Genomic DNA, 12,308 nt, shown 5'->3' on the forward strand with positions numbered 1-12,308 from the left:
CCATCAGCTAACGATAAGTACTGCAACTCTCGTTCGGGACTTGCACCCTATAGATATAGAACATGCCTGACACACACTAAAAACAGGCTGCCGGAAAATTTCCGGCAGCCTGTTTTTGTAATTGTAAAAATCTGTTTTTACAATCTTGATAACAATTCCGTCTTTTTCGTACTGAATTCCTCCTCCGTAATCTGCCCTCTTTCAAAAAGTACATTCAGCTTTTCAATAGTTGAAATAATAATCTCTTCCGGAGTTCGCAATGGAGTCTCATTCGGATTACTGTATGCACGCGTCACATCATAAGGAATATCGGGCGTATCCTGAATTTTATCCGCTGGCTCTGATATAAGTGTAAGGTCGCTCAGATCAATTTCCCCCTCCTGACTGGTGAAGCGATAGGAACGTGCGTTTCCCTGTTGCTGGGCAACCCCGGAAATATGATGATGCTTGGTATCATAAATCGACCTTTTTCCATTCTCTTCCACAACCAAGCGATGTTTCGGTGCAAAATAGGCATATCTGAAATTATTCTGAGAGCCGCTGGCTGTAGGGTTTCCAAATACTGTTGGCCAGGCACTACCCGGTTTCACTTCCACCAATTCTGAGTCCGATTCGTATTCTGACTGATATGCAGGATCGTTTTCTTCTGATGTAAAAATAACTCTGGTAGAAACCAGATCGGACAATTCGGCTGCCACCTGTTCTACTTTTACTTTGAGCCCATGATTGAACATATCTCCGATCATGGTCATTCCGCCTTTCATCCATTGCCCCGCTCCACCCAGCTCAGGAATATTGAATTGAGCCATAGTTCCGTGCCCCTTTACAACGGCGTTCAGCAAAGCTTCGACTGTTTGAAATTCGAGATCGTGCCTTTTAGCAGTTTCTTCAATAATATGCCGGCCTTCAGTTGTTAATGTTTTCATAGTAATCAGCGTTAAGCTGGCATCCCGAAAGATACCTGCAAAGTGTGTATTTATACTGCTCGCAACAAAAACAATGCCATAAGGCACATTTCAAAACTGTAAAGGATAGCCCATTGTGAAAAGGAAGCCCGGATCAAGCCAGGTCTCGATCATCTCATGAAGGGTTTCCGTTCGAATCAGATGCCTTTTCTCGTTACTTACGTGAAATACCTGCAATAAATCCAGACTCTGATCCTCTCTGAAATTGTAGCATTTAACGATAAAGGACTCATAATCTTCCTCTTCCAGCATGGAGACAATCCTCCCTCTTTCGTCCTTCACAGTTATCTGATACATCTGTGTAATTGCCTTAAAACCACTAAATAACTTATAATCGGGTGTTGAAAGAACAAATTTAAATAACTGGTTTTCAATCCTGAAATGGACTTATTCAACGGTTAAATGGTACAACCTCAGCGAAGCATCCGGCTACATTTTGACATTCTCCACCTTTTTGCCTTGGTGATCAAAAAATACATCCACGTCCTCAGAGCCTTTTTTCAGCTCAACTTTGTATAACGTTTCCTTCCCATTTTGCAGCTTTTCAACATCATCAATCCTGTACCCTTTGTAATCTTTGGCGATCACTGTTTTTACCGCTGCCGGCAAATCAGCGCTTCGTATATCCTCCTTGTGTTTCACCACATTTCCTGATTCATTAATCCATAGGGAGTGGTCTTTTCTACTTATTTCAAATTCCACTTTGTACAATTCCCCCTTGCGTTCCCATTCAACGTCGGCCGCTTTAGGAAATTTCTGATTAAAAACATTCATAACAACAGACGGTACTTCTCTGGCAGGAATATCCTGAGCAAACCCACTCAATGTGCATAGCAACATCAATGCAGACAACATTTTCTTTTTCATGTGTTTTAATATTAAAGTGAAGAAATCCGGATAAAAAATGGGAGCAATTTTCTTGCTTCTCAGTATTTGAAGATGTTTGTTATTTTCTTTTTGGCTCGTAAATGACACGCGCCATGAAACTCATTCCGTTACTCTGAAAGCTGGTGGGAATACCTGTAATGAGCCCCAGAGCGAGGTTATCGGCGAGAACAATTTTCATTTGAGGACGAAGTACCATCTGATTACTTCCCTTGCCATATTCGTCGTTCACCTCCAGACCCACGAAATTGCCGGAAGCAAGAACATAATGCGCACTGGCATTGACCTGATAAAACAGATCACGACGATTTTCTTCCGGAGTAAATTCCCACTCCGGCCCGGTGTAGAGCATTGTATTCCATCGCTGCCCAAACTTTTTTGCCATAATCAGAAAAGGACTTACCGAATTCCCTTTCAACATTCCCCGACCATGATCAATCGAGTAGAATGAATGCGCTCTGAACTCATGCATATACCCTGCAGCCATGGATAACTGATGTTTGGGAGAAACCAGAAAGGTATATTGAGTAGCCAGTTTGAGCCCTTCTACCCTGTTACGCGGAATGGCTGCATTTTCGTCACTGCCAACGGATCTGTAAAAGGAAAAAGGCACTTCCACTTCGAGCCCGAGCCGGTTTAAAGGGGAAAATTCATATTCTACAAAAGTGTGATTGACTGTATAATCCTTGTGTCCTTCAATACCATATCCCACGTTCCATTCTTTCTCTCCCTTTCTTGCGCCAAGGTCTCTGATCAAATCCATATATAATGGTTCTGCATGACGGATTTTAACTGGTAATTTTTTCTCAGTTGAGTCGGACTGAGCCATTGCGTGCTTACCGGCAATGACAAAAATGACGAATATAAAAAAGCTGTACTTCATACTTCCGGTGTTTTTGATACAATGTTAAATGTCAAAACCGGAAGGAATTGGGAACAATCTGTCGCGAAGGAAAAGATCTTAAGTTTTGAAAGAAACCGTCATTGTGTGCGCACCATCATAGTGATAGGTGATCGTCACAGCATACATGTCTGTAATAGCCTTCACAATGGCCAATCCCAAACCTGTATTGTTTTTATCGGACGAAGACTTTTCAAACCTTTTGAAAATCCGCTCACCGTCCAGTGGCTGAGCTGATCCTGTATTGGTAATATTGAAAAAATGCCTGTCCACCGCAATTTTCACAGTACCTCCTTCTTTATTATGGATAATGGCGTTGCGCAGCAGATTGGAAAGTAGAACCACAGCCAGATCCTTCTGCATGTAATAACTGAGTTCTCCTGATTCTTCCACATTCATCTGCACCTCCTTATAATCTGCAAAGTCCCGGAATTCAAGAACAAGCTCTTTGATAATCATATTAAGACTGACCAGCTCACCTTGTTCAAACTGACGATTTTCAATTTTTGAAAGCAACAGTAAAGATTTGTTCAGGCGCGTCAGTCGTTCCAGCGTTTGAATCACACGCCCTACCGTTTCCATATCCGGCTCTGTCAATGCCCCTTTTTCTGCCAGCAGCTCCAGTCTGTTAATACTTATAGCGATAGGAGTCTGTATCTCATGACTGGCATTTTCAATAAATTGTTTCTGGCTATTGAAAGTGTCTGTTGTGTGCCGGGTAAGGGATATCAAAGAATCATTCAATACCTTAAATTCCTTCACTTCGGTTTTTACCGAGCCGACAGGATTGTTCACGCCCAACCTGAAATCCTTCAATTGCTCCAGCATACTGTAAAATGGCTTCCAGACTTTACGTAACAAAAAATTATTAATGATAAGAATACTGCCGATCAGAGCGATATACAGCCAGATCAGTGCATAGAACAAATCCTCAATTAAATCATCCTCCTCCACCATGGAAGAAATGATTTTGAGTTCATAATATCTGTCATTTTTTTTGAACGCTGTAGTGAGCAGCCGTACAGGCTCCAGATCATTTTCATAAGGCATGTACATGAGCGTATCCTTATGCACATCCTTTATTTTCTTTGCATAGCTTTCAGCTACTTCTCGTATCTCATAGTTGCCTTCTGCAAATTCGTTTCGGAAAAGTATGGTCGAATCCTGACTTGCTTTTTCAATGATGAGCATTTTAAAGTTGTCCAGCCCGTCGTCCAGACTGTCATATACTTCATCCAACATATTTACATAAAAGATCACTGCCCATACATTTATGATTCCAAACAGTGCAAATGCCAGATACTTAAGTGTGTAGTTCAGTAAGCTCATAGCTGTATAAGTTTATACCCAATGCCATACACTGCCTGCACTTCCACATCGGCACCCTGATCCTTTAGTTTTTTTCGAAGATTTTTGATTTGAGAATAAATGAATTCGTAGTCGTCCGCGTCTTCCATGTGATCCCCCCACACGTGCTCAGCAAGAGCCGTCCTGGTTACCAGTCTGTTTTTATTGACAAGCATATAGGTCAGGATATCAAATTCTTTCCGGTTAAGCGCGAGAGAATCCCCGTTCACTGTCAATGTTCGTTCATCAATATCCAGTTTCAGATTCCCCAAAATCATAGTATTGTTTCCCAAAAATGATTTGCGTCTTAAAACTGATTTAACCCTTGCGGTCAGCTCTGCAATATGAAAAGGTTTGGTCAGGTAGTCATCCGCTCCCAGATTCAAACCGGCGAGTTTATCATCCAATGAATCTTTCGCGGATATGATAATCACATTGTCTGATTTGCCAAGCGCTTTCAATTCGGAAAGTAATTCCAGCCCGTTACCACCGGGAAGCATTATATCCAACAGAATACAGTCATATTCAAAACCAATAATCTTGTCCAGCGCAGATGTATAATCACCGGCAGACTCTACCACATATTGCTCTATTTCCAGGGATTGTCGGATTACATCCTGCAGATCCGCCTCATCTTCAACAATCAGTATTTTCATAACAGGTAAAATAACCAGGCAAAACCGGAAAAATTAGGGAATAGATCTATCATCTGGTGCTATAGTTTGAATAAAGGCACAATTATTTTAATACCATGCGAAACTATTTACTAGTATAAACGTCTAATCGTCATGGATATATATCAAGTGGCTACCGCCTTCTGGGAACAAAACCAGAACATTTATTCGAATAGTTTCAATACCGAGCCTACACCTGCTCCTACAGGTCCGGATGAAATGCCCCCATTCGATCCACGTCCGGAAGTGCCGGTTCCCGATGCACCGGAAGAAACTCCACCCTATGAAAGAGAACCAGAGACACCACCTGTAAAACCGGAACCCGAACTACCGCCTGTAGAGCCAGTAGTTCCTGAAACGGAGCCACTTCCTTATCCGGGAGAGGAACCGGAAATCCCGGCTTTTAAATAAATTATTAAGGATTGATCATTATTGGCAAACCGTCTGAGGACGACCTCGGTTTGGCGCACATTCCCAAAGCTACTGTTTACTCCCGTAACAGAATGTCCTTTATGTGCCAGTCAAATATAATCTCTTAAGGATGAAACAAATCCAGGTTTCGAATCCTCCTACCCGCTTCAAATCAAAAATATTGCCCTGTAAACTATAAAATTCCAGCATTGTAAAAATACATTGTATACCTGTAGAATATAATCTATATTTTTACAAAAAATTATTTTCGCTCAAAGCAAAATGATTGATTAAAATTTCTACATTGCTACAAATAAATTACAATAATCTCCTCCCGGATTTTCGAGATCAACAAATGAAAAAACTGCTACTCCCTCTACTCTTAATTTGGGGCTTTGTGTGCGCCAATGCCCAGAATTACACCTCAGTTCCTTCCAGAATTGAAGCTGAAGATTACAATGGCATTCATGATGCCGGTACGGAAACTACCGCTGATACAGGTGGCGGAAGTAACATCGGAAGCATCAATAATGGCAGCTGGATAGACTACAACATTAAGACATCCCAGGCCGGAGGATACACACTCCAACTAAGAGTGGCTAACGGATTCAATGATAATGCCGAGGTACATATCAAAAATGCAGATGGCACCAGACTGGCGGGTACCATTGTACCACGTACCGGTGGAATGCAGGCATGGCAGACTATCTCTTTGTTCGTGACGCTTCCAGCTGGAAATCAAACCATAAGAGTGTATGCACAAAACGGACTTTTCAACCTCAACTGGATCGAATTTGTTGCACCTAAATTACTTACAGCACGCATTGAAGCAGAAGATTTCAACGCAGCCACCGACGTAAGGCCTGAAACTACTGCAGATACAGGAGGCGGAAGCAATCTGGGATATATTGATGATGAAGACTGGATGGATTACCACGTAAAAGTGGCTAATTCAGGTGTACATACTTTTTCATTCAGAGTCGCTAATGCGTACGGAAACGGAATTATTCAGATCAGAAACCAGAACGCAGATGTGTTGGGAAGTGTGAACGTGCCGCAAACAGGAGGATGGCAAACGTATACTACTGTTAGTACTACTGCAACACTTAACGCAGGAGACCAGGTAATCAGGCTATTCCTGCCAAAAGGAACTTTCAATTTCAACTGGTTCGAAGTTGCAGAGGGAGGACAGGCAGAACAACCTACACAGTCTGTCATTACATTTGAAGCAATACCGGCTGTAAAAGTGGGCGGCAATAGCTTCAACCTCTACGCCACAAGTAACAATGCTCTAAGTCCTGTTACATTTACATCTTCCAACCCTTCGGTAATTGCACTCACAAACAATGCAGGTACATGGATCGCGACAATTCTTGCAGAGGGAAACACAAGCATCACCGCCTCACAGGCAGGCAACGGATCATTTACAGAAGCTGAGAATGTGACCAGAAACGTCATTGTTCAGCCCGCTGATCCAACTACGCCTGCAACTTATACACAAATCCCTTCCAGAATTGAAGCTGAAAATTACAGTGCTATTCACGATGCCGGTACGGAAACTACCGCTGATACAGGTGGCGGAAGTAACATCGGAAGCATCAACAATGGCAGCTGGATAGACTACAACATTAAGACATCCCAGGCCGGAGGATACACACTCCAACTAAGAGTGGCTAACGGATTCAACGATAATGCTGAAGTACATATCAAAAATGCTGAAGGAATAAAGCTGGCAGGTACCATTGTACCACGTACCGGTGGTATGCAGGCATGGCAGACTATCTCTTTGTTCGTGACGCTTCCAGCCGGAAATCAAACCATAAGAGTGTATGCACAAAACGGACTTTTCAACCTCAACTGGATCGAATTTGTTGCACCTAAGCTACTTACAGGACGCATTGAAGCAGAAGATTTCAACGCAGCCACCGACGTAAGACCTGAAACTACTGCAGATACAGGAGGCGGAAGCAATCTGGGATATATTGATGATGAAGACTGGATGGATTACCACGTAAAAGTGGCTAATTCAGGTGTACATACTTTTTCATTCAGAGTCGCTAATGCGTACGGAAACGGAATTATTCAGATCAGAAACCAGAACGCAGATGTGTTGGGAAGTGTGAACGTGCCGCAAACAGGAGGATGGCAAACGTATACTACCGTTAGTACTACTGCAACACTTAATGCAGGAGACCAGATAATCAGGCTATTCATGCCAAAAGGAACTTTCAATTTCAACTGGTTCGAAGTTGCAGAGGGAGGACAGGCAGAACAACCTACACAGTCTGTCATTACATTTGAAGCAATACCGGCTGTAAAAGTGGGCGGCAATAGCTTCAACCTCTACGCCACAAGTAACAATGCTCTAAGTCCTGTTACATTTACATCTTCCAACCCTTCGGTAATTGCACTCACAAACAATGCAGGTACATGGATCGCGACAATTCTTGCAGAGGGAAACACAAACATCACCGCCTCACAGGCAGGCAACGGATCATTTACAGAAGCTGAGAATGTGACCAGAAACGTCATTGTTCAGCCTGCTGATCCGGTATCCAATGCTCAGAAAATCACACTTGACCCTAAACGCTGGTATCAGCTAACCAATGCCGCTAACGGCCTTGACCAGTTATTTGACGGTAATTTAACTGAGACCTTACAGACAGGATGGGGGAAAGTGATCAGTGAATATGAGGCTTACTATCCCTTACTTGAAGGAGAAGAAATGACCATTGAAAGTCTGAGGTTTTTTGACCTGGAAGGGTCGAATACTCAAAATCCGGCGAAATTATCCATCATCACCGATCAGTGGGAACGCATCGAAATTGCAAGATTCACCGGAGACAGATACAATGGATGGGTTGGACCATATCCTGAGCGCAACCTGTCCGGAAATGCCCAGTTCTTACTTGATGCACCGGTTGGAAATATCCGCTATCTGATTTGGGATATACGTGGAATTATGCCGACGGAAATGGAAATTTACGGAACCCATACTCCTGCCACTGTAACTCCTTCACCTGTACCTGCAAAATCTGTTCGTCTGGGCGACATGTTTGGCGTGAATGGCTATGAATGGAATTTCCAGCATGGAGCCAAACCATGGGAAAATGACGAAAACCTGGTTAATGCTGCTAAAAACTTCAAAGGTTTGAGACACTATCTAGATTGGGAAAAGCTTGAATCAAGTGAGGGTGTATATTCTTTCAATCCGACACTTATTGGTGGCTGGCATTACGACCTGATGTACGAACGTTGCAAGCAAGAAAACATAGAAATTCTGGCATGTATCAAAACGCTGCCTGGCTGGATGCTTGCAACCTATCCTGAAGGGCATCGCGAAACAGAATTTGTTCCTGTAAAATCTGGCAAAAACTTCGCAGATCCTCTTTCCTACATCGAACAGGCTAAGGTAGCATTTCAATTCACCGCGAGATATGGAAGAAATACCTCAGTAGATCCATCTTTGTTAAGCGTATACAGTGAACCAAGATGGCCCGGTGACAATCCCAACACCATCAAAATCGGATTGGATCTGGTGAAGTACCTGGAATGTGACAACGAGCGTGACAAATGGTGGAAAGGTCGTATGGGTTATCAGACTGCCCGTGAATACGCAGCAAACCTCTCTGCATTCTATGATGGACACAAAAATACAATGGGACCTGGCGTAGGCGTTAAAAATGCCGATCCAAGTATGCTTGTAGTTATCGCCGGACTTGTTACAGGCCCTGACTATGTAAAAGGAATGGTGGACTGGTGTAAGGAATTCAGAGGTTATAATCCTGACGGCACTGTGAACCTCTGCTGGGATGTCATTAATTTTCACCTTTACACCGACAACACCTCTTCCGCTCAAAGCGGAACTTCCACAAGAGGTATGTCAGCAGAAATGACGCCTGCTAATATCATTGTTGAAGAATTCATGAAAGTAGCTCACGAAATTTGCTACGATATGCCCGTATGGCTTACTGAGACCGGATTCGATGTTCAGCCCAACAGTCCGATTAAAGCCATTCCGATCGGAAACAAATCTGCTCTGGAAACGCAGGCAGACTGGACCATCAGAACTTCACTATTCTCAGCCAGAAAAGGAATTGACAAGGTATATTTCTATCAGATGTACGACGACAATCCACTGGCTGGAATGTTCGGATCGTCTGGGCTTCTGAACACAGACCAGACCCGCCGACCAGCTGCTGACTACATTGTGCAGATCAATAAGCTTTTTGGTAACTATCGTTATAAAGAAACCATTTACAGCGATCCTATTGTGGATCGTTACGAGCTGGACGGCCAATCTCTGTATATTCTCGCTGTTCCCGACGAGGTGGGAAGAACAGCTGATTACATCCTTAATCTTCCAGGAAGCTCTAAAGCGCAGATATACCGTCCCGTCATAGGTGGTGACGATATGTCCTTGGAAGAACTTCCCGTAGCTAACGGAAAAGTAAACATTACTGCTACCGAAACACCTATGTTTGTACTTGGAGCAGGCAATCTGAATGCGCGCCGGGCTCTAATTGATACAGCACTAACGCAACTTACTAACAGCGAAGAAATTATTCCTTTGCAACGTGTTGTGTCTGTTTACCCCAACCCTACTGCCGATTACATTACAGTTGATCTTGCGAATACATCGACCGGAAATATAGAACTGCGGATTTTTGATACCGGCACCGGCAGACTGTACAAAAAAGAAACGCTGTCCAAATCAGAGAATAATTTCAAACAAAAGATCAGCGTTGCTCATTTACCTACCGGCTCCTACATTGTAGAAGTCATTCAGGGACAGGACAGAGCTTTCAGAAAGATCATTAAAACACATTAAAATCTATTCCTTATCCCTGATAGGCTCGAAAGTTGGTTATAACTTTTGAGCCTATTTTTTTGCTCCTGCCTTGTTAAGATATGCCTCACCACGTGGAGAAATGGAGTATCCGGGTTCATGACTAATCGTGAGTCCGAGCCCTTTTAATTTTCTGACATTCAGCTTCAGCCACTCTTTCTCCCGCTTCACAAGCACTGCAAGGTCTGCCGCTTTAAGTCTTGGATTAGCTTTAATTGCCTCCAAAACTTTACCTGTCCATTTACCGGTTTTACTATTCTTGTCAAGGTTCAGCAACTCTTTCTGGATTTGCACAAAATCAACCTCTTCCAGTTCCACCGTCTCTCTTAATTCTATGCGGGGATCTTCTGAATCAAACAGCACCCCCATTCTATAAACCTGGCCTTCGTCCTGTTTTCCCAGTAATCCAATCAGTGTGGAAGCATCTCTTAATCCTGCACTTACGGCTTCAGTATCAGAGATCTGAGATACGTTGATTTCCTCCACAGTAGTGATGCGGATTACCCCAACACTTGTTTTTATCAGGCTTCCGGGTTTTACCGCTAACTTTTTCCATCTGCGAAATGCAAGGGTTATTTTACCCGATTTTATAGCTTCCAGATGTTTCTGTTTGAATAACATATCAATTTTTTAATAAGTGTAAATTCCTAACTGCCACTAACTCGTATATGGCAGGATTTTTGGCAAAGATTGACAAATCGAAACAATTCCCAGCCATGGTCATGAATATCGAAGCAAAGATAATGTATTGTATTGATGCCTGTAACGCATGTGTGACCGCATGTAATTATTGCGCAAGCAGCTGCCTCGGAGAAGAACATGTAACGTACCAAATCAGATGCGTCAATCTTGCTTTGCATGTGCTGCGTCATGCCAGGCTGCAGCTCAGCTTATGCTTCTGAAAAGTAATTATACAGCCGAATTTTGCGCGGTGTGTGCTAAAATTTGTAATGAGTGTGCCGAAGAATGCGAAAAGCACGCCGTCATGCATATGGAGCATTGCAGGATATGTGCCGAAGCGTGCAGAAGATGCCAGGGGACCTGTGAATTTCTTGCACTTGCTGCCTGACTTTTCGTTATAAAGCTCCCATTCCGGCTGTCTGTCCATTCCGCTTAGGATCCATTCGGGCTACATTGAACTTGGCCCGGTAATCCTTTGGCGTGAGTCCTGCACTTTTTTTGAAAAGCTGACGAAAAGATTTAAGATCATTATATCCCGAATTCAGCATCACTTCCAACACGCTCTGATCCGTTTGCTCCAATAATTTTTTAGCCGCCTCTATTCTCGTTTTCTGAAGATATTCAATGGGAGTTATACCCGTCGCCTGTTTGAAACGACGTACCACATTCCGCCGGCTTGCAGGAATATCCTGAATCAACTCCTCAATCGTTCTTCCTTCCTGATATTGTTTTTCGATTTGCTTTTGCGCCATATTAACGATACCATCCCCATGATTCACCGCTGGCTCAAACGTCCCGAAATAGGTCTGCTGCTCACGGTCCATATCAATCGCAAACATCTTCGCAATACGCGTAGCCATCTCTTTGCCACAATAGTTTCGTATCAGATAAAGCATCAGATGAAAACTACTCGTAGCTCCACCGCTTGTGTACGTACGGTTATCATCCGTCACCACTGCATCTGCAGTCAGCAACACATGTGGAAATGATGCAGAAAACGGAATAGAGGCATTAATATGCGTTGTCGCTCTTTTGCCATTCAACAGGCCGGTAGCCGCAAGTAAAAATGCACCTGTGCAAAAGCTGGCAATCTCAGCTCCGCGGTTATACTGCTGATGTAACCAGGGAATCAGAGGCGCATTTTCGCCGATAGCATGCGATATGTCCTCAGCAGAAAAGGCAGGAATAAATATCAGTCCCGGTTCCTTTGCTTCGGAAATAGGGCGTACCGGATGTTTACCATATGCCTGAATATCTGTGGACGGTGCATATAATTTAATATCGAAAAATTCAGGTTGTCCGTCACTTTTATAAAACAGATTTACCGATTCAAATACATCCAGAATGGCTGCAACGCTTAACATCCTGTGTTTATTGGTGATCAATAAAGCTAACTGTATCATATTGTAAGATTTTTCTTTTGTATAGTGTTTCTGCAAGATTCCCACAAGTTAGTATTTTGTCCCGAATACCCCTCGCAGCTGTCTGATTCCGCCATACAAATTTTGCGTCATTCTATGTATTTTTGTTCATAGTTGCCACGTAAAATCTGCAGAGTCAAAATGGATGCTGTTTTCAAAAAGCTTAACTTCAAA

The 12,308-nt window shown here is 43.1% G+C and carries 10 protein-coding genes and 1 pseudogene; 3 read left to right on the forward strand and 8 right to left on the reverse strand.

Annotated elements, in window-relative coordinates; genetic code table 11:
* Window positions 1-137: 137 nt before the first annotated feature.
* The 6 genes from DSL64_RS18685 to DSL64_RS18710 all read right to left on the reverse strand — a co-directional run bounded on the left by DSL64_RS18685 (window position 138) and on the right by DSL64_RS18710 (window position 4,754).
* A complete protein-coding gene (locus tag DSL64_RS18685) occupies window positions 138-926 on the reverse strand; it encodes an SHOCT domain-containing protein (RefSeq protein WP_115832547.1) in 789 nt (262 codons plus the stop codon).
* A 90-nt stretch (window positions 927-1,016) separates the two neighbouring features.
* On the reverse strand, window positions 1,017-1,262 hold the full coding sequence (locus DSL64_RS18690) for a hypothetical protein (protein ID WP_115832449.1): 246 nt from the start codon (window positions 1,260-1,262) through the stop codon (window positions 1,017-1,019).
* Between the two features lie 132 nt (window positions 1,263-1,394).
* The gene (locus DSL64_RS18695; protein WP_115832450.1) at window positions 1,395-1,832 is read right to left on the reverse strand and encodes a PepSY-like domain-containing protein; all 438 of its coding nucleotides are present in this window, start codon (window positions 1,830-1,832) and stop codon (window positions 1,395-1,397) included.
* A 79-nt stretch (window positions 1,833-1,911) separates the two neighbouring features.
* On the reverse strand, window positions 1,912-2,733 hold the full coding sequence (locus DSL64_RS18700; RefSeq protein WP_115832451.1) for an HAEPLYID family protein: 822 nt from the start codon (window positions 2,731-2,733) through the stop codon (window positions 1,912-1,914).
* A 78-nt stretch (window positions 2,734-2,811) separates the two neighbouring features.
* Window positions 2,812-4,080: a sensor histidine kinase gene (gene porY, locus DSL64_RS18705; protein WP_115832452.1), complete on the reverse strand. Its 1,269-nt coding sequence runs from the start codon at window positions 4,078-4,080 to the stop codon at window positions 2,812-2,814.
* Window positions 4,077-4,754 (reverse strand): response regulator transcription factor, encoded by a 678-nt coding sequence (locus DSL64_RS18710; RefSeq protein ID WP_115832453.1) that lies wholly within the window; start codon window positions 4,752-4,754, stop codon window positions 4,077-4,079. The genes porY and DSL64_RS18710 overlap by 4 nt, the downstream gene beginning before the upstream one ends.
* Window positions 4,755-4,886: 132 nt before the next feature.
* Here DSL64_RS18710 and DSL64_RS18715 point away from each other — a divergent pair, with 132 nt between their 5' ends.
* Window positions 4,887-5,183 carry a filamentous hemagglutinin gene (locus DSL64_RS18715; protein ID WP_229217141.1) on the forward strand — a complete coding sequence of 99 codons (297 nt, stop codon included), beginning with the start codon at window positions 4,887-4,889 and terminating at the stop codon, window positions 5,181-5,183.
* A 355-nt stretch (window positions 5,184-5,538) separates the two neighbouring features.
* Window positions 5,539-10,014: a carbohydrate-binding protein gene (locus DSL64_RS18720; protein ID WP_115832454.1), complete on the forward strand. Its 4,476-nt coding sequence runs from the start codon at window positions 5,539-5,541 to the stop codon at window positions 10,012-10,014.
* Between the two features lie 51 nt (window positions 10,015-10,065).
* Here DSL64_RS18720 and DSL64_RS18725 read toward each other — a convergent pair whose 3' ends face one another.
* On the reverse strand, window positions 10,066-10,653 hold the full coding sequence (locus DSL64_RS18725; protein WP_115832455.1) for an ASCH domain-containing protein: 588 nt from the start codon (window positions 10,651-10,653) through the stop codon (window positions 10,066-10,068).
* Between the two features lie 122 nt (window positions 10,654-10,775).
* Between DSL64_RS18725 and DSL64_RS29665 the strand changes: the two are divergent.
* Window positions 10,776-11,101, forward strand: a pseudogene (locus tag DSL64_RS29665) (four-helix bundle copper-binding protein).
* Between the two features lie 7 nt (window positions 11,102-11,108).
* On the opposite strand, the gene DSL64_RS18735 reads toward DSL64_RS29665, so the two are convergent.
* Window positions 11,109-12,116, reverse strand: a complete 1,008-nt coding sequence (locus DSL64_RS18735) for a GlxA family transcriptional regulator (RefSeq protein ID WP_115832549.1) — start codon at window positions 12,114-12,116, stop codon at window positions 11,109-11,111.
* Window positions 12,117-12,308: the final 192 nt, after the last annotated feature.

Origin of the sequence: Dyadobacter luteus (assembly GCF_003383615.1) — a bacterium.
GTDB classification, from domain to species: Bacteria; Bacteroidota; Bacteroidia; order Cytophagales; family Spirosomataceae; genus Dyadobacter; species Dyadobacter luteus.

Excerpts from the sequence above, each read along its gene's own strand:
- DSL64_RS18685 (WP_115832547.1), bottom strand. The coding sequence starts at position 926 with ATGAAAACATTAACAACTGAAGGCCGGCATATTATTGAAGAAACTGCT.
- DSL64_RS18690 (WP_115832449.1), bottom strand. The coding sequence starts at position 1,262 with ATGTATCAGATAACTGTGAAGGACGAAAGAGGGAGGATTGTCTCCATG.
- DSL64_RS18695 (WP_115832450.1), bottom strand. The coding sequence starts at position 1,832 with ATGAAAAAGAAAATGTTGTCTGCATTGATGTTGCTATGCACATTGAGT.
- DSL64_RS18700 (WP_115832451.1), bottom strand. The coding sequence starts at position 2,733 with ATGAAGTACAGCTTTTTTATATTCGTCATTTTTGTCATTGCCGGTAAG.
- porY (WP_115832452.1), bottom strand. The coding sequence starts at position 4,080 with ATGAGCTTACTGAACTACACACTTAAGTATCTGGCATTTGCACTGTTT.
- DSL64_RS18710 (WP_115832453.1), bottom strand. The coding sequence starts at position 4,754 with ATGAAAATACTGATTGTTGAAGATGAGGCGGATCTGCAGGATGTAATC.
- DSL64_RS18715 (WP_229217141.1), top strand. The coding sequence starts at position 4,887 with ATGGATATATATCAAGTGGCTACCGCCTTCTGGGAACAAAACCAGAAC.
- DSL64_RS18720 (WP_115832454.1), top strand. The coding sequence starts at position 5,539 with ATGAAAAAACTGCTACTCCCTCTACTCTTAATTTGGGGCTTTGTGTGC.
- DSL64_RS18725 (WP_115832455.1), bottom strand. The coding sequence starts at position 10,653 with ATGTTATTCAAACAGAAACATCTGGAAGCTATAAAATCGGGTAAAATA.
- DSL64_RS18735 (WP_115832549.1), bottom strand. The coding sequence starts at position 12,116 with ATGATACAGTTAGCTTTATTGATCACCAATAAACACAGGATGTTAAGC.